The organism is Candidatus Tisiphia endosymbiont of Ceraclea dissimilis, from assembly GCF_964030735.1.
GTDB lineage: Bacteria > Pseudomonadota > Alphaproteobacteria > Rickettsiales > Rickettsiaceae > Tisiphia.
The window spans coordinates 892,689-910,140 of sequence record NZ_OZ034917.1 but is presented as its reverse complement, the minus strand read 5'-3'; the positions used below and the strand labels follow the sequence as shown (position 1 = coordinate 910,140).

Below are 17,452 nucleotides of genomic sequence, written 5' to 3'. Positions count from 1 at the left end.
CTCTCGTCAACAACTAGTTTGTACCAATTCTTTAGCTACAAACTTTACTCTCGGTATAATCATTGCCTGAACTGAGTACCGCAAACACCACCCTTGCTAGTTTGTTAGCTACTGCAACAGTTGTTTTATTATGCCCATTTCGTTCAGATAAATTAAACATCCACTCGGTAAACTTGCTATAATCTTTTTTAGATTTTTGCTCTTCCGTGGTAAATCTTATTTTACTATTCAGTACTGCTCTTGCTCCTTGAATCAACAAAGTGTGTAAATATATATCACCTCTTTTACTAATGCCAAGCAACTTATCTTTGCCACCACTAGAATGTTGCCTTGGTACTAATCCTAGCCATGCTGATAATTGCCTGCCATTTTCAAAACAACTAGCATTACCTATTGACGCTATTAAGGCTGTAGCAGTAATTAACCCTATACCTGGTATCGTCATTAGTTGTTGGTGATTACTATACTGGCTAGCTATAATTTTTAATCTTTGTTCTAATTCTTTTATTTTTTTATCATTCTCTAGAAATTCTTCTTTTAACTCACTAAACGTTCGATAGCTTAGCTGGCTTAAAGCTCCTTCATCTAAAATCTCAGTTAATTTTGTCATAATTTTATTAATTCCTTGCGGTATAACAAAACCAAATTCATGTAATAATCCCCTGATCTCATTAGCAAGTGCAGTACGATTTTTTACCAATCGTTGCCTTACCCTATGAATAAATAAAATATCTTGTTGCTCTACAGTTTTGATAAGCACAAACCTCATATTAGGTCTCGCTACTGCCTCACATATTGCTTCGCTATCTGCTTGATCATTTTTATTAGTTTTAACATAAGGCTTAACAAATTGTGGAGCTATTAGTTTTACAGTATGACCTAATTTTGTTAATTCTCTTGCCCAATAGCTAGCTCCACCGCAAGCTTCCATGCCTACTAGACATTTTGGTAAGTTAGCCATAAAAGTTAGAACCTGCTCTCTCATTAATTTTTTCTTTAATATTGTCTTACCATTTTTATCTACACCGTGAATTTGAAAAATTCTTTTGCAATATCTATACCAATTGTGGTAACTTCCATATAGGTCTCCTTATTGTTGTTTAGGATTCATTTCCTATCCTAGAAGATTAGCATATGCTTCTCATTCTGTATATAGGGTAGGTTCATACCATTAATTCAGGAGAATTTGGTAGCAGGAGCGACGAGTAACAACGTCACCAACTTCTCATCAATTGACTATAACAATATCAACAACCTATTCGGGGCTATAATATTGCTCGGCTACAACACCTAATAACAATTCCGGATGCTCCCCTGTTCCTAAGCTATTTTCTGTCAGCTGTGTTTGCCCTACTTGCATTGAGGATTGCTCCTTAGATAGCAGCTTTACTTCTCCTATCACGACATCTAATTTTTGATCCATTTCCTTTAATTTCTGTATAATAAGTTCCAGAATACCATCCTGCATATCCTGTTTCAATTGTTGTATTCCTTTGGAGATATTTTGGTTTTCTTCTAGCTTTGTACCAGTAACAGGTAATTTTTCTTGTATCGAATCTATTCCTTGATCGCTCTTCTTAGATAAGGTTTCTTCAGCCTTGGCTTCTTCAGCTCGTACTCTATTTTTTTCTAATATTTTATCTATACTTTCTTGTATGCTATAGTCTATCTTGTTAGTAGACAAAGTCTTGTTGTTATGCAAATTTATTTTCGTCAAGGTGTTGTTTTTCCTTATAGCTTTTAGTATCAACCTAGCTCCCTCATTGCCTATCTTGTTGTTGCTCAAATCTATATACGTTACAGAACTATTTTCTTCTAAGAAATGTGCTATCAACCCAGCACCCTCATTGGTTATTCTGTTGCCGTCCAAGTCTATCTCCGTTACGGTGTTATTATACTTCTCTAAGGCTTGCAATAATAACTTAACTTCCTCATTGCCTATCCCGCTCTTATACAAATCTATTTTCTTAATATCTACTCCTGCACGCATATCTTTAATAATGTCAGTAAGTCTAGTCATAATATTTGCCTTATAAATTTAATGTTATCCTTTTCGTTGAGACAAATAGCTACAGTCAATACTGAGCCTCTTTTTATAAAACGATATATTCTATATGATATAGAAATATATTTGATATGTAAAGTATTTTTGTGAAAAAAATTATTGGAAATATCAAGTTTAGTGACAATTATGTAATGATTATTTTCAGATATTTTCTTTTAGCCAGATTAGAAATTTTTTAAACCAACTAGCATCATTATTATCATTAATATCAAAATTATTCTTTTGTATTTTTAAAGATTGGGTTTTTACCATACCTATAGCAGTGGAATATATATGGGGATTATAATCTTCAGCAAAACCTGGTAAAATTTCCGGTTTACCAATTCGTACTTGTTTCTCAAAAATTTTACTTGCTAGCTCTTTTACTCCCCGGAGCATCGCTCCTCCGCCGGTAATAACAATGCGGTAGGCGACCATATTGCCTGCCACAACTCTATCGTGCTGAGCTTGAACCATCAACAATATTTCTTCTACTCTTGGACTGATGACGCATGCAAGATATTTTGAGGTAATTGCTGGTCTACCACTGTCAGGAATTTCCATTTCAAAATCTTCTAAATTAATAATATTATCTTTATCAAGAGAAGATGGCATGGCATTACCATAGAGAATCTTAAGTTTTTCTGCAACGTTCAGGCTTACTGAGAAGACTTTTGCTATATCAGATGTAATATGAAAGCTACCTATATCTATGTAGCTTGTATATATTAACTTGCCTGAGACAAACACGCCAAAAGAGGTAGTTCTTGCCCCCATATCGATTATGATAGAGCCAAGATTTTTTTCATCTTCTGAAAGACAAGCAATTCCTGACGCATAAATTGCTAATATAATATTATTTATTTCCACATGACATTTTGCAAAACAATTGGTAATATTCATTAGCATATTAAAATTTGCTGTGATAATATGTAATTCACACCCTAATTCTTTGCCAAACATTCCGATTGGATCTTCAATAGCATTATTATTATCAAGAGTAAATTCTATAGGGAAATAATGAATAATTTCTTGGTCTTTAATTTTGAATTCCAATAAGGCTTTTTTGATAAGTTTTTTGATATCTTGTGGTGAAATTGGCTGATTAGAAAGTTTTATTTTACTATTTGCATAATAAGACTTAGTGCCATAGCCTGTTAGTGATATAGTTATTTTTTTTATGTTTTTACCGCAATCTTTTTCTAATGCGTAAATCGCTCCGACTATGCTATTTTCCGCATCTTTTAAATCTAATATGACTCCTGATTTAATACCTTTTGAGTGATGCAGAACTTGGCTTACTATTCTTGCATCTTCTCTTTTATCAATATATGCTGCAATACAAGCTATTTTACTACTACCAAGGTCAAGAGTTAAAAAGTTAGACAATCTGGCTTTCATAATTCTTAATATTTTTCTATATAAAACTTACTCAAATCTCGTAAATCTATAGTTTTATAATTTTGATTAAATAATAGATTTTTCATATCCAATCCTGCAAGGTAATCTAAAGCACGATCAAACCCAGAATCTGGCATTTTAACAGTTATACCTTGCTCTAGATTTAAATTCCATCGTCTTTTCCCATAAAGTACCGAAGAGACAATTTTCTTAGCTAGTTCAGGGTATTTTGCTAAATCTTGAATTAATTTGTTAGTATAAATATTAGCATCCAATCCTACAACATGAGGAAGATTAGTGAAAGTACCTATATCAGTAGTAATTTTATATCCTTCTTCATCAATAAGGAAAACTTTCTCGTTAAATTGCCAGATAGCAATTGGCACTCTCTCAGTTAATCTTATGTAAATAGTATTAGGTAATCTTCTCTCAATAATTACAACATTTTTAATCCAAGGATTGCGTTGCAAATTACTCTTTATTGTTCCTAGGTCTAAAGAAAGAATAGGCGTACCCTTATCAGCATTTAAAGTTGCTAATATATCTTCTTCCTTAGTATTATATTGCCCTTCTATTAAAACATTTTCAAGTCTAAAGCTAATATCAGAAGTGAATTCATAAATATTTTGGATAATTTCTTGCCTTACAGGAGCAAAATAGTTGGTAAAGAAAAATGAAGACAACAAAACTACTAGGGTAATTTTAATAAAAAATACCGCTCTAATATACACCATTGCCAACTTTCGTCGTAAAGGTATATTGGCTTTTTTCTTCTTATTAGACGCTTTATTTCTCTTCATGTGTCAATACATGCTGTTTCTAAGATTCTTTCCACTAACGAGCAGAAGTCTATCCCCTGTAAAGCAGCTATTTCTGGTATAATCGATAAGGGAGTCATACCAGGATGGGTATTAATTTCTATAGTAAAAATTTCATTCTTACTTTCGTCAAAAATAAACTCTGCTCTAGCCACACCTCTACAATTCATGGTTTGATATATTCTTTCCGACTCTTCTAGTAACTCATTATATATATTTTGTGGTAATGGAGCTGGACATAAATGCTGGGCAAATCCATCAGTGTATTTAGTATCATAATCATAAAAACGCTGTTTCAGGAGTTTTATTTCCAATACCCCTAAGGATTCGCCGTTTAAAACGGCTACTTGCATTTCTCGCCCCTTAATATATTCTTCAATCATTACCTGATCACCATAAGGAAAATCATAATCAGCAAAGTTAAAATCATCTTCAGCAAATATTACTTCAACGCCTATACTTGATCCCTGGGCAATAGGTTTTATAACATAGGGTCTTGGCATAGGATCAGCCTTAATGTTATCAGATTTATTAACGACAATATGCTTGGCTACCTTAATATCATTAGCAACAAACCATGCTTTTGCATGTATTTTACTAAATGCTAAAGAAGAAGCGAGAACCCCACTATGAGTATAAGGAATTCGCAAGATATTGAGTAACCCAGGCAAACAACCATCTTCGCCATAAGTACCATGTAAACAATTATAAACTATATCCGGTTTTATCTGTAAAAGTACCGAGGCAATGTCTACTCCCATATCTATAAAAGTAACTTTATATCCACTATCTACCAAAGCTTTGTTAACTCCCGAAGATGATACTAAAGAAACTTCTCGTTCAGCCGACATACCGCCACCTACTACCGCCACATGTTTTTTTCCTTTATCACTCAATATTGTAACCTTAGAATTAGCAATAAAACTTGTTTGATATTTATGCATATTTCCCTATTCTTTTAATTTCCCATTTTAGATCAATTCCACTATTTTCAAATACTCTTTTTTTAACAAGATCCCCAAGATTTTCTAAATCACCAGCAGAGGCATTGCCATGGTTTATCATAAAGTTACAATGTAGTTGCGAGATGGAAGCACCACCAATTTTGTATCCCCTCATGCCGGCTTTATCGATTAGTTGCCATGCTTTATGATTTTCTGGATTAGCAAATGTACTACCACCAGTACGTTCTTTAATTGGTTGGCTTGCTAGTCTGTTTTTACTTATTTCATTCATTTTTTCTAGGATCATATTACTGTCCCCCATCGTTGTCTTAAATATAGCTTTGGTTATAATCAAATCTTGTGGTAAATTATTACCTCGATATTTAAAACCTATTTCTTCGTTAGGGATGGTAATAAAATTACCTCTAGAGTCTATTGCTTCAATTGCTAGGATAATATCTTTAAATTCCGAGTTATAGGCACCGGCGTTCATTACCACTCCACCACCTATAGTACCTGGTATACCGCTTAGAAACTCAAAACCAGTAATTGAATGTATTTGACAAAATTTAGCAAGATTAAAATTAAGGCAACTACTTCCTACCGATAGTTGCCCTGCCGGTAATTGGTGGTCTGGCATTAATTCTATATTAGTAAAATTCTGACCAAGTTTTATCACAACCCCCTCTATACCACCGTCTCTAATAATAATATTTGATCCAGCCCCTAAAACAGTTATTGGTCTCTGTTGTTGGTTTTGTGCGACAAAATCTGCTAAGCTTGATGAATCTAATGGTTTAAAAAATATCTCCGCAGGTCCACCAACTTTAAACCAAGTTAAATGACTTAAATTGTAATTATTTTTATATTCACCAGCTATTTGCATAATTATAAAATATCTACTTTACAGATTTATTCTAATTTTTGGATTGCTTCGTCGGCTTACGCCTCCTCACAATGACGTTCTTGGGTAAATTGCTGATGCAAATTATTTGCCCAAGCAGAAATACTTCCAGCACCCATCATAATTATTATATCATTTGGCATAGCTTCCTTGGCAATAAGACCAGCTATATCCTGGTGATTCTCGATAAATGATACCATCGAATGAGATTTAGTATCCTTGATTTTGTCTACTAAAATTCTTCCCGTTATACCGTCTATTGGCTGTTCACCGGCAGCATATATATCTGTGATATACAGCTGATCAGCATCAAAAAAGCAAGTTATAAAATCATCAAACAAATATTTAACCCTTGAGTATCTATGTGGTTGGAAGATTGCTATAACTTTACTATTTTGCTTATTAGCAATATTTCTTGCCGTAGCAAGTGTAGCTTTTACTTCTTCCGGATGGTGAGCATAATCATCAATTATCGTAGCGTTATTATATTCGGCTACTTTAGTGAATCTGCGTTTTATCCCTTTAAAGCTATTAAATCCATTTTTAATAATTTTAATACCAAAATCAAGCTCTACGGCTATCGCGATAGCCGCAAGAGCATTAAGGATATTATGCCTTCCCGGAGTAGGTAAGGTGATGTGTTCGATAGTTGTTACCCCATTTACGTTAGGTAGACTAATTCGCACATCAAAAGTTGATGATTCAATATCAGAGTTTAAATTAAAGGCTTGTATGTTGGCATCATTTGAGTCTATTCCATAAGTTATGATTCTACGCTCAAATATGTCATTTACTAGTTTTCTAACAATTTGGTGATCAATACAAGCCACGGCAAAACCATAAAATGGTAAATTAGTTACAAAACTCTTAAAAGCTTTAATTAAACTATCAAAATCCTTATAAAAATCTAGATGTTCCGGATCGATATTAGTTATTACTGCGATCGTTGATGGTATGTGAATGAAAGTTGCATCAGATTCATCAGCTTCAGCTATTAGATAATTCCCAGATCCAAGATATGCATTGGTGGATATATTATTAATAATACCACCATTAATTAGCGTTGGGCAAAGCCCAGCCGCTTCAAATAAACAGGCAACGAGTGATGTAGTCGTAGTTTTGCCATGCGAACCAGAAATTGCTATGGAACATTTTAGCCTCATTAATTCAGCTAGCATTTCAGCTCGCCTAATTATTGGTATTTTTTTACGTATAGCTTCCTGAATTTCAGGATTATCTTTATTAATAGCCGACGAGACCACTACATATGAAACATCAGTAATATTCTGAGCTTGATGACCAAGGAAAACCTTAATACCATTATTTTCTAGTCTTGTGGTATTATAATTTTCGGCTATGTCAGAACCTTGCACTTTATATCCGAGATTATGTAGTATTTCGGCAATGCCGCTCATACCAATTCCCCCAATGCCGATAAAATGCATAGTGTCAAGAGTCCCATTTATTTTTTTTAACTCTAATAGAAACATGTATATAATAATTAATTGTCTATCTCTTGCATAATCAGTTTTTAACTAAAGGTCAAGCTCTAATGATGAGTATACAACAATTATAGCGTACACTAAGCGTTATTAGAAAAATATTGTAAAAAATCAATGACGAAGTAATATTATATCTGATTATATACTCACCTTACGCATAAACTACATAACAATTTAAAAATTCCGGAAAAGTACAAAACGCTATTAGCGAGACCACTACGTGGTCGAAGCAATCCACATTCATTAGATTGCTTCGTCGCTACTAAAGTAGCTTCTCGCAATGACGCCAAGCTATTTTCTATATTACTTTTAAATGCCATGAGTAAGGTGAGTAAATCATTATTTACATTGACTTCAATATCTATTATATCATACTTTTAACTTACAATTGCCACGACCACGTAGTGGTCTTGCTAATAGCGTCTGTACTCTTTTGGAATTTTTAAATTGTCATGAAGTTTATGCGTAAGGTGAGATAGTAAATCTAAATACAAGGAATGCTACTGATGTTTCATCATAATAATTATTGGCTTAATATCTATAAACCTAAGGGTATCAGCTCAGCAAAGCTTGTTTCTATAGTTAAAAAAAACCTTTTAGGAGTTAAAGTTGGTCATTGCGGAACCTTAGATGTTGAAGCGGAAGGGGTATTACCTTTGGCAATTGGTGAAGCAACAAAATTAGTACGAATTCTGGTAGATGCAAAAAAAACCTACATTTTTACGGTGCAGTTTGGTAAACAAACTGATACAGCAGATGCCTCAGGTAAAGTAATAGCTGTTACTGATCATATTCCTAACGAAACCGATTGTCATAATATCTGTAAAAAATTCATAGCTACGATTAAACAGCGTCCCCCTGCCTTTTCTGCGATAAAAGTTAACGGTGTTAGATCTTATAAATTAGCCCGAGAAAATTTGGCAGTAGAATTAACCCCTAGGAATATCCAAATATATAATTTGGAATGCCTTAATTTTGATCATCAAAATAATCAAGCTACCTATAGGGTAGAATGCTCTAAGGGAACGTATGTAAGAACTTTAGCAGAAGATATTGCTTTATCCTTGCAAAGTTTAGCATTTGTGCTAGAATTACAGCGTACTAAAGTTGGAATATTTACAGCATGTAATGCTATTAAATTAACAGAACTTGATGAACAAAATCAAGGAATAAAAGAATTCCTTGAAAAAAGAAGTATAAAAATTGAAGCAGTACTGGACGACATCCTGGTACTTGATGCTACTACTGACCAAGCTAAAAAAATTATTTATGGTCAGAAATGTTATTTTGATTGTCTTGAAAAGATTGAATTAGTTTGGATTCGATATCAAGACTCTCTGTTGGCAATTGGTAGCTTGAGTGAAAATTGCTTTAATTCTTTACGAGTATTTAACCTATAAAATAAACATGGAGATTACTGATGTCGGTTACAACACAGCGTAAGCAACAATTAATTGCAGAATATGCTACTAAAGAAAATGATACTGGTTCTAGTGAAGTGCAATGTGCAATTCTAACTGAAAGAATCAGCAATTTAACAGAGCATTTTAAAACTAATCACAAAGATTTTTCCTCGAGAAGGGGATTATTAATGTTAGTTGGTCGTAGACGTCGATTATTAGATTACATCAAAAAACAAAGTTTAAGCAGATATTTGTCGTTGATCAATAAACTAGGAATAAGAAAGTAAAATAAAACCCGGCTAAAGAATCAAAAATTAGCCGGGTTTTTTTGTTAATTAAATAAGGAAAAAGAATGTTTGAAGAAATAGTTAAAACAATAGAATTAGGTGGAAGAACACTTGAATTAACGACTGGTAAAATTGCTCGTCAAGCTGATGGAGCAGTTATGGTAAAAATGGGAGGAACTGTCTTATTGTGTACTGCCGTAAGTGCCAAAGAGCCAAAAGAAGGAATAGGATTCTTTCCTCTTACTATCCATTATAAAGAAATGGCATTTGCTGCTGGTAAAATACCAGGGGGGTTTTTTAAAAGAGAAGGTAAAGGATCGGAAAAAGAAGTATTAGTCTCACGCTTGATTGATCGACCAATTAGACCATTATTTCACCCAGCTTTTCTTAATGAAACGCAAGTAATCTGTACTGTTCTTTCATATGACCCTGAGTGTAATAGTGATATATTAGCAATTATTGGAGCATCTGCTGCATTAGCTTTATCTGCAGCACCATATCAACATATAGTAGCAGCCAGCAGAGTCGGTTTGATAGATGGTAATTTTATCCTAAACCCTTCATTTAACCAGTTAAAGACTAGTAAACTAGACTTAGTAGTGGCAGGAACTGACACATCAGTTATGATGGTTGAGTCTGAAGCTGATCTATTGTCCGAAGAGCAAATGTTAGAAGCTATTGAGTTTGGTCACAAGGCATTACAGCCTGTAATCGAATTGATTAATGACTTAGTAAAAATTGCTGGAAAACCTAAATTACAGCCTACTAGCTTGTTCCCTGCTAGCTTAAAAGAACAAATTAGCAGCATAGTGCAAGAAGATATTAAGCGGGCTTTTGCTATTAAATTAAAACAAGAAAGACTATTAGCGGTAAAGAACATTTATGATATAATTAAGCGGCACTTTGCAGAAGATATTGCGAATAATAATCTTACTAACTCACAAATTGAATTTGCTCTTAAAGAAGTAGAATCAGAAGTACTGCGTCAGGACGTATTAAAGAAAAATACTCGTATAGATGGCAGAAAGCCTGCCGACATAAGAAACATAGCTTGTGAAATTGCGATATTGCCAAAAACACATGGTTCAAGCTTATTTACTAGAGGAGAAACACAAAGTTTAGTAGTTACTACACTTGGCACTGGTCAAGATGAACAAATTATTGATAGTTTAGACGGCGAATATAAAGAGCGTTTTATGCTCAACTATATTTTCCCTCCTTATTCAGTAGGAGAAGCAACGCCAGTAAGGGCTCCTGGTCGCAGAGAAATAGGTCATGGCAAACTAGCATGGAGAGCCATTAACCGCATGTTGCCAACTAAAGAACAATTCCCTTATACCATTAGGGTAGTGTCAGAAATTACCTCCTGTAATGGCTCATCATCCATGGCTACTATTTGCGGCGGTTCAATGGCGCTTATGGATGCTGGAGTGCCGATCAAAACCCCTATAGCAGGTATTGCTATGGGCTTGATAAAAGAAGGCGATAAATTTGTAATTTTATCTGATATTATTGGGGATGAAGATAATCTTGGAGATATGGATTTTAAAGTAGCTGGTGGTACGGAAGGCATAACCGCCCTACAAATGGATATTAAGATATCTGGCGTAACATTTGAAATAATGAAGCAGGCTTTAGTTCAAGCAAAGAGTGGTCGTATTCATATTCTACAAGAAATGGATAAGGCTATTAATAAAACCAATAACCATGTTAGCCAATACGCTCCTTGTATTTATAGCTTTAAAATTGATAAAGATAAAATTAGAGATGTTATAGGACCTGGTGGTAAAGTAATACGTGAAATTTGTGATACAACGTCAGCTAAAATTGATATAAGTGACGATGGTAATGTAACCGTTTCTGCGATAGGCAAAGAAAAGCTAGATATGGCAATTGCCAAGATTAAGTTAATTGCCATTGAACCTGAAATTGGCGGTATATTCAATGGAACAGTTGTCAAAATATTAGAATCCGGAGCGTTTATCAATTATTTAGGTAATCGTGATGGATTTATCCATATTAGTGAAATCTCGAAGGAACGTATTGAGTCTGTGTCTAGTGTTTTAAAACATGGTGATGTGGTAAAAGTTAAACTTATTGGTTTTGACAATAAAGGCAAAGCCAAGTTAACCATAAAAAATATTGACGCTACCGTTACTCCAAACGTTACGACTAATCATAAATCTGAGCCTTATAAAGATAACGCTGATATTAATAACAATAAACGGGAATCTGCCAAAAAATGGCAAAATAACAAACCATCTAATGAAGATGAAACAGTAACTAAAGAACGGAAATACTTTAATTAAGACTATTGACTTAATAAAAAATCAATACTAAACTTAAAGTTCTACTTAATTTAGGAGGAGAAGTTATGTCAAAAAAACCAGAAATATTGACAGATTATTTAAGAAATAATGCAGAAGGATTTTCACTTGCTTCAAAAGGACAGGAAAAAGGCATAGAAGATAATAAATGTAATTTTTACACGGATAGGCAAGGCTCCTCTCCTCAATATATTATGCAGACTTATTCTGTTGGCTCTTTAAATAGTGCATTTTCTAAAATGATTTTTCGTGAGGGACAAGACATTACTCAATTAAGAAGTTCAGGCGTATCTGTGCATTACATTATAGATACAGATGGTTTAATATATCAGTTGGTTCCGGATAGTAAAAGTCCTTGGGCTGCAGGAAAGGGATCTTTAAAAACCGGTAGTAAGTTAAATAAAGATATACCAAATGACATGAAGAATGTTATGAATGATTATTGCATAAGTATCATGTCTATAAATAGCGGTAAAGAACCTCTAACGGCAGAGCAAATTGAAGCTAACCTGTTGCTAACTAAATATTTACGTGATGAATATAAAATTGAGAGTGCGAATATAGTTGGTTTAGCAGATTGGGCTGTAGGAAGGCATATTGCACCTGGTCCATATTTTCCATGGAAAGAATTCTCTAAGCATAATTTGGGTTTATGGTCTGACGTAGAGCTTAAAGATTACCCTGAAGTTATAGTATCATGGAAGAAGAAAGCTGACTCTAAAGAGGTCGTAGAAGATATACAACAACAATTTGCAGAATTGGGAATGATAGGAATGACAAAAGGTGATGAAGGATATTTGGATTCTGCTACGTTGTCCAATATGCTTTCTTTCAATTTACATTACTTTGGATCGGAAATTATAAATAATCCTTATCTTAATAGCATGTATGATGAGCATCTTTGGCAAAATTCAAACGATCCTGATGCAAGAGGAGTATTAGGGGAGTGGAATGAAAATAGTCAAGCCGTATTAGATGATATTCTGAGTTAATTGTTTATGAGGTTAGAATCATAGTATGTTAGGAGGCTGCCTACAATAACTAAAGTAATTCTATATTTGGCTCTTTTGGGCTGTGAATAAACATGATTTTTTTGAAATAGGCACACTATTCTTACAAAAATCATATCTATTCTCGCCGGAAAATATAGTCAATCCAGGAGAATTTGGGGCTAAGAGCGGGAGCGACGCCTATAACTCGATAATCAAGTTTTTTTGCAGAGCTTATAAATAGTAGGTTGTTTGAAGGAAATTTGAATATATCCGAGTCACGACATCTATCTTTAAACGCAAAATTTGTCATATATGGACGAGTGAATTTGTCAACAAAGAAAATAAAAAAATAGAGCCACAAAGGAAGCGGTCATATATTCGGCATCAAGTGCCATAATGGTTTCTGCATTCTTATAAATATCCTTGAGTGACCTCTCATTCCCACGGCTTCTAGAGCCTCGACATAATTACGGATTTTATTCAGAATACTTATTCATTAACTCTTTAACTTTCGTTCTCTTTATTGTTACTATTCTTTACTCACAATATTTATCAATTACCAATTTTTATTTAGTTGACATAGTTTCTTCTTTTTTTCCAACTAAACTAATTTGCAACATATTCGCTACCATTGGTGACTACTGCATAAGCAATCCTTGCTAACTTATTTGCTAAACCAACACATATAATATTATATGATTTATTTTCAGCAAATTTCTTCACTGCCCACTGCACTAGTTTATCTTTTGATTCCTTATCACTTTTTGCTCTTATTGCTATTGTCCTTGCGGCTTGAATCAACATAGTTCTGGCATATCTATCTCCTTGTTTGGTAATCCCTCCTAAAACTATCTTATCTCCTGAGCTATGTTGCTTTGGTACCAAACCAAGCGAAGCAGCAAAATCCCTCGGGGTTGGATAACTTTCCATTGGGGCTACACTCAAACAACTAGCATTGATTGCTCCAATGCCAAAAATTGTCTGCAACCTAGTAGCTTTCTCACTTTGCTTATTATTGCTGATAATCAGCTTTTCTAAAGTTTTTTCTTTGTCACATAAATCCTCAATTTCTTTACATTCTAAAAGTAAAATTGACCTTACCCCAGAATTTATATAACCTTTACTATACGCTAACTCTACCTCCAGCCTACATGATTTGCAAAATTTATTTTTACTTAATTTTGTATTATAGCCATATTCACATAAACTTGATATTGTAGAATTAGTTTTTTGCACACGATCTCTGATCGTATTACTTCTAATTTTATGCAAGAATTTTATATCTTGTTCCTCCTTGCTTTTTAGTAGCACAGTTTTTAATTCTGGATCACGAGCCGCTTTGCATATTGCTAACGCATCGTTATAATCATTTTTCTGTTTCGATGTAGCATAAACTTTTACATCTTTTGTTTTCATTAGTTTGACTTGCAAACCAAGCTTAGCAATTTCCTGTGACCAATAATTAGCTCCTCCACATGCCTCCATAGCTACCAATGAACTTTTATCGAGATTGCTTAAATAGGCTATTAACTCATCTCTTGTAACTTTTTGGTAACCTATTTTTTTGCCATTTTGATCGACTTGCACCAAGTGCATACTATTTTTTGCTAAATCTATTCCTATTATAGTATTTTTTATGCTATTATTTATCATGGTATGGATCTATTAATTAAATTATTATTTAATTTGGAGCAGCTGAAAACTATTTTTCAGCTGACTCCGTACAAGTAAAGCATATTTCGCTTCACTCGTCCATACCATCATTCCCGCTTCGGTGCGGAATCTATTATACCTCATGGCATTTTTAGATACCTACTTTCGCAGGAATGACAACCAAACAGCCTGGAGAGAATGCGGCTTATCGGTCAATGATACAAGTATTAAAGGACGATAGTGCTTATGAGTTTAGAGGTGATATCACTAAGCTAGAGCATATTGTACAAGCTCAAGCAGAAACTATCTTAAAACTTAAGTTAGATAATGTTGGTAATTCTTTTAAATACAAAAACAAGCTAATTGCTAATTATGATGAATATAGACCCGAAATAGAGAGTTTTTTACAAAAATATTATCAAAATTATTTGCCTAAGATTATGAATATTTTGGCGATATCTTTTGCCTATCATCGAATATTTTCGCGTATTTATGCGGAATTAGACAATATATTTTTAAATAATCCTGAAAGCTTTGTGACAATCGAGCAATTATTATATGATGGTGAGCGGCTTGGTGGGGATATTATTGAAGCGGTGGAAGGACTAAATGAAGGTGATGTACCAGCTATTTTAAGAGATGGTGGCTTAATGGAATATCTACCTAATAGTGCTTTTTCTTTCCGTCCAACTATTTGTTTGCAAATAAAAAAGCTAAATACCGAGCTAATCAAGTTCATTGCTGGTACGGTACAAGACATTATGGCAACTGCCAAGCAGAATATCGATCTACAGTTTGAAATAAGTAGAGAAATACAAGAAATGCGATCAGCAGTTAGCCATATCAATAAGAAAATATTGCTATATTATGCCCAGCAGGATAATGATAAAAAATCCGGACTGCTAGTTAATTTAAAAAAGTTTTTTGCCAAAACTGGAGTGGATTTTTACCCAGAATTGCTAAATATTGCTCATCCAGAACTGACTAAATATATATTTGGTGAGCAAAGCAAACAATTAATTAGCCAGCAAATTACTGGGTTTGATCAACATACTAACAAGCAACAAATAAATGATAAATTATCAACTATTACCAATCAATTAATCGATAAATTACAGCAAATACATAATGATAACAAGATTAATGAGCTAACCAATTTTAAGAGGCGAGAAGAAATAGTTGTTTGTCTAAGAAGTATCATACTCGATAAACCATTAAGTAAAGATGTTCGGGAATATATTTTGTCTGATAGTTTTAGTCAAACTATCGATAATGTTGTAGATGAAGTAGCCGACAGAATGGCACCGGTAATGGCAAGATAGTGCGACTCCTCATTAGACTTCCTGGATAAGTCAGAGATAGTTGAGGGATTTTTAGGAGAAACGAAGCCGAGTACCGCAGCGTACATAGACGTACGTGAGGAACGAAGGCGAGTTTCGACGACAAAATCACCAACTAGATTGAGTTATCCAGGAAGTCTATTATCGTCCTCTAGAGCGTCGGTATATAGCGAAGAAGATTATACTGATCCACTAGCGGGTAAAATATTTGAGCAAATGCAAGAACTCAAAGAAGGGCTGGCTTATTTGCAGCGGAACATTATTGAATATTGTCAGTTAATTATGCCAAGCTTTCATCCGGCTTTACTGAAAGATATTCTTGAAGATGAGAAGAGCATAAAATTAGAGAAATATTTACTTTTATCAAAAAGATACTTTCCAGTTTTTAAAAAACTATTTCCTGATATTGGTGGTTATGAATTAAGTAGTATAGCTCGCAACTGTCTGCCATCATTCCAACAAATGAATATTGCCACTATATTACCAATCTTTCAGAAAATAGCTGTGTCTATTATTGGTGATGAAGAATTACATGATTTACGAATTATCGATAATGAGCTGATTAAGCTAAAACATCCGGTAAGACATTTGTCGGTAGGTTTTCCTTATTCTTCGATATTACAGACTTTCCCCTTGATATTCCCAGATGAAGTAGAACATGCTCCGAAAAAAGATGCAGAACTTGGCTTGAAGGTCTTTAATAGTAAAGGTGGTTATATTGAAGAAAGGCTTGATAATGGGCAAATAAATCGGCAACATATTAACAGTAGATATGTGGATAGTGATGCATTGATTAGATTGGTCAATGATAAGAAATATTTAACAACATCAACAGCTACTAAACAAGCATGTGACTTATTTACCACTCCTTACCAATCAGGTTGGGTAAATTTTATTATGCACGGGGAAATTAAAACTGATATTGATGTGACTTTTAAGGTCGATAAACCTTATCCTGTTAGTATATTAAAAATCTATGCTAAGGCAAAAATCTTGCCAAATTATAAAGGAGGTATACAATGAAATTAGTACTATAGAAGCAACACTTTAAAGGAGGTTCTTATGTCTAAACAAGTTAATTGGTATGATAAACCAGAAAATTTTAATAATATAGTAGAAATAGCTAATAAAATTACTGAATCTTACCCCAATAGCAGGATTTTTTCTTTGGGACAAAGTCCAGCATGGTTTGTAAAGGCAGAAGAATTATTAGTTAAAGCTAGCCATCATTCAGAGGCAATATTTGATTATATAGCCTTTTCAGGTAAGTTTTACAAAAAATCGGAGTTAGAGCAGGAATTTAAGAAAGAATTCACAATAGACAAGGGCAATGAAGCAAACTACCGCGTTTACTTGAAATCCATTAATATGGATCCAGATTCTATTATTGACTCCTTTAAAGCAGGGCAACAAACTGTTATTGTAGAATATACTCAAATGGGAAGAGGTTTAGCTTCTTTTCTTTCTGTTTTATGTAACTGGGCTAAAGAAGAAGGGAAAAAAGAATTGCTAGAAGATAGCTTTAAAATAGCCATTTTAGCCCAAGATTGCAATGAGATAACAAATATAATCATTCCAGGGGAAGTTTATTTTCAGTGTGATAAATATTTTGTTGATACTGAGTTAATTATTTTGATGTCTGGTGACAAAGCTGGTAAGGTAGACGGAAGGGAAAATTTAGATCGTTTGGTTCCCTATTATCCATATTGGAAATGGAACCAATCACCTACTCCACTAGAAAACAATGAATTGGTAACAGAGATCATAGGAGAATTGCAAGTATCAGTGAATGAATTCTTATCTACGAATTAGTGAAAAGAAGAAGCTCTTTCTTTTT

Annotated in this window: 14 protein-coding genes and 1 pseudogene; 7 read left to right on the top strand and 8 right to left on the bottom strand. The window is 33.8% G+C overall.

The features are described from left to right. Positions 1–31 precede the first annotated feature (31 nt). The 7 genes and pseudogenes from ACQH1V_RS04455 to murC all read right to left on the bottom strand — a co-directional run bounded on the left by ACQH1V_RS04455 (position 32) and on the right by murC (position 7,601). Positions 32–1,080, bottom strand: a pseudogene (locus ACQH1V_RS04455) (IS110 family transposase). A gap of 175 nt (positions 1,081–1,255) precedes the next feature. Further along, on the bottom strand, positions 1,256–2,020 hold the full coding sequence (locus ACQH1V_RS04450) for a hypothetical protein (RefSeq protein WP_425360005.1): 765 nt from the start codon (positions 2,018–2,020) through the stop codon (positions 1,256–1,258). A gap of 186 nt (positions 2,021–2,206) precedes the next feature. Next, a complete protein-coding gene (ftsA, locus tag ACQH1V_RS04445) occupies positions 2,207–3,445 on the bottom strand; it encodes a cell division protein FtsA (protein ID WP_341749296.1) in 1,239 nt (412 codons plus the stop codon). 5 nt (positions 3,446–3,450) lie between these two features. Beyond that, the gene (locus ACQH1V_RS04440; protein ID WP_341759491.1) at positions 3,451–4,245 is read right to left on the bottom strand and encodes a cell division protein FtsQ/DivIB; all 795 of its coding nucleotides are present in this window, start codon (positions 4,243–4,245) and stop codon (positions 3,451–3,453) included. Beyond that, the gene (locus tag ACQH1V_RS04435) at positions 4,242–5,207 is read right to left on the bottom strand and encodes a D-alanine--D-alanine ligase (RefSeq protein ID WP_425360004.1); all 966 of its coding nucleotides are present in this window, start codon (positions 5,205–5,207) and stop codon (positions 4,242–4,244) included. Before ACQH1V_RS04435 ends, ACQH1V_RS04440 begins: the two co-directional genes overlap by 4 nt. Beyond that, positions 5,200–6,093 carry a UDP-N-acetylmuramate dehydrogenase gene (gene murB, locus ACQH1V_RS04430; RefSeq protein WP_094649061.1) on the bottom strand — a complete coding sequence of 298 codons (894 nt, stop codon included), beginning with the start codon at positions 6,091–6,093 and terminating at the stop codon, positions 5,200–5,202. The genes ACQH1V_RS04435 and murB overlap by 8 nt, the downstream gene beginning before the upstream one ends. A gap of 56 nt (positions 6,094–6,149) precedes the next feature. Next, a complete protein-coding gene (gene murC / locus ACQH1V_RS04425) occupies positions 6,150–7,601 on the bottom strand; it encodes a UDP-N-acetylmuramate--L-alanine ligase (protein WP_341749300.1) in 1,452 nt (483 codons plus the stop codon). Positions 7,602–8,119: 518 nt separating this feature from the next. Here murC and truB point away from each other — a divergent pair. The 4 genes from truB to ACQH1V_RS04405 all read left to right on the top strand — a co-directional run bounded on the left by truB (position 8,120) and on the right by ACQH1V_RS04405 (position 12,622). Beyond that, positions 8,120–9,013: a tRNA pseudouridine(55) synthase TruB gene (gene truB / locus ACQH1V_RS04420; protein WP_425360003.1), complete on the top strand. Its 894-nt coding sequence runs from the start codon at positions 8,120–8,122 to the stop codon at positions 9,011–9,013. A 20-nt stretch (positions 9,014–9,033) separates the two neighbouring features. Next, positions 9,034–9,303 carry a 30S ribosomal protein S15 gene (gene rpsO / locus ACQH1V_RS04415; RefSeq protein ID WP_341749302.1) on the top strand — a complete coding sequence of 90 codons (270 nt, stop codon included), beginning with the start codon at positions 9,034–9,036 and terminating at the stop codon, positions 9,301–9,303. Between the two features lie 65 nt (positions 9,304–9,368). Further along, entirely contained in the window at positions 9,369–11,612 is a 2,244-nt protein-coding gene (gene pnp, locus ACQH1V_RS04410) for a polyribonucleotide nucleotidyltransferase (protein WP_375330287.1), read from the top strand. 65 nt (positions 11,613–11,677) lie between these two features. Then, a complete protein-coding gene (locus ACQH1V_RS04405; RefSeq protein ID WP_425360002.1) occupies positions 11,678–12,622 on the top strand; it encodes an N-acetylmuramoyl-L-alanine amidase in 945 nt (314 codons plus the stop codon). A 606-nt stretch (positions 12,623–13,228) separates the two neighbouring features. Here the strand turns inward: ACQH1V_RS04405 and ACQH1V_RS04400 are convergent. After that, the gene (locus ACQH1V_RS04400) at positions 13,229–14,275 is read right to left on the bottom strand and encodes an IS110 family transposase (RefSeq protein ID WP_425360001.1); all 1,047 of its coding nucleotides are present in this window, start codon (positions 14,273–14,275) and stop codon (positions 13,229–13,231) included. A 173-nt stretch (positions 14,276–14,448) separates the two neighbouring features. Here ACQH1V_RS04400 and ACQH1V_RS04395 point away from each other — a divergent pair, with 173 nt between their 5' ends. The 3 genes from ACQH1V_RS04395 to ACQH1V_RS04385 all read left to right on the top strand — a co-directional run bounded on the left by ACQH1V_RS04395 (position 14,449) and on the right by ACQH1V_RS04385 (position 17,427). After that, complete coding sequence (locus tag ACQH1V_RS04395; protein WP_425360000.1) at positions 14,449–15,597, top strand: hypothetical protein; 1,149 nt, start codon at positions 14,449–14,451, stop codon at positions 15,595–15,597. A 138-nt stretch (positions 15,598–15,735) separates the two neighbouring features. Further along, positions 15,736–16,638 (top strand): hypothetical protein, encoded by a 903-nt coding sequence (locus tag ACQH1V_RS04390; RefSeq protein ID WP_425359999.1) that lies wholly within the window; start codon positions 15,736–15,738, stop codon positions 16,636–16,638. Between the two features lie 39 nt (positions 16,639–16,677). Further along, positions 16,678–17,427 carry a hypothetical protein gene (locus tag ACQH1V_RS04385; RefSeq protein ID WP_341749402.1) on the top strand — a complete coding sequence of 250 codons (750 nt, stop codon included), beginning with the start codon at positions 16,678–16,680 and terminating at the stop codon, positions 17,425–17,427. Positions 17,428–17,452: the final 25 nt, after the last annotated feature.

What these genes read in the sequence shown, in the direction of transcription:
- ftsA (WP_341749296.1), bottom strand. Translation starts at nt 3,445, where the DNA reads ATGAAAGCCAGATTGTCTAACTTTTTAACTCTTGACCTTGGTAGTAGT.
- ACQH1V_RS04405 (WP_425360002.1), top strand. Translation starts at nt 11,678, where the DNA reads ATGTCAAAAAAACCAGAAATATTGACAGATTATTTAAGAAATAATGCA.
- ACQH1V_RS04400 (WP_425360001.1), bottom strand. Translation starts at nt 14,275, where the DNA reads ATGATAAATAATAGCATAAAAAATACTATAATAGGAATAGATTTAGCA.
- murB (WP_094649061.1), bottom strand. Translation starts at nt 6,093, where the DNA reads ATGCAAATAGCTGGTGAATATAAAAATAATTACAATTTAAGTCATTTA.
- ACQH1V_RS04435 (WP_425360004.1), bottom strand. Translation starts at nt 5,207, where the DNA reads ATGCATAAATATCAAACAAGTTTTATTGCTAATTCTAAGGTTACAATA.
- murC (WP_341749300.1), bottom strand. Translation starts at nt 7,601, where the DNA reads ATGTTTCTATTAGAGTTAAAAAAAATAAATGGGACTCTTGACACTATG.
- truB (WP_425360003.1), top strand. Translation starts at nt 8,120, where the DNA reads ATGTTTCATCATAATAATTATTGGCTTAATATCTATAAACCTAAGGGT.
- rpsO (WP_341749302.1), top strand. Translation starts at nt 9,034, where the DNA reads ATGTCGGTTACAACACAGCGTAAGCAACAATTAATTGCAGAATATGCT.
- ACQH1V_RS04450 (WP_425360005.1), bottom strand. Translation starts at nt 2,020, where the DNA reads ATGACTAGACTTACTGACATTATTAAAGATATGCGTGCAGGAGTAGAT.
- pnp (WP_375330287.1), top strand. Translation starts at nt 9,369, where the DNA reads ATGTTTGAAGAAATAGTTAAAACAATAGAATTAGGTGGAAGAACACTT.
- ACQH1V_RS04395 (WP_425360000.1), top strand. Translation starts at nt 14,449, where the DNA reads ATGACAACCAAACAGCCTGGAGAGAATGCGGCTTATCGGTCAATGATA.
- ACQH1V_RS04385 (WP_341749402.1), top strand. Translation starts at nt 16,678, where the DNA reads ATGTCTAAACAAGTTAATTGGTATGATAAACCAGAAAATTTTAATAAT.
- ACQH1V_RS04440 (WP_341759491.1), bottom strand. Translation starts at nt 4,245, where the DNA reads ATGAAGAGAAATAAAGCGTCTAATAAGAAGAAAAAAGCCAATATACCT.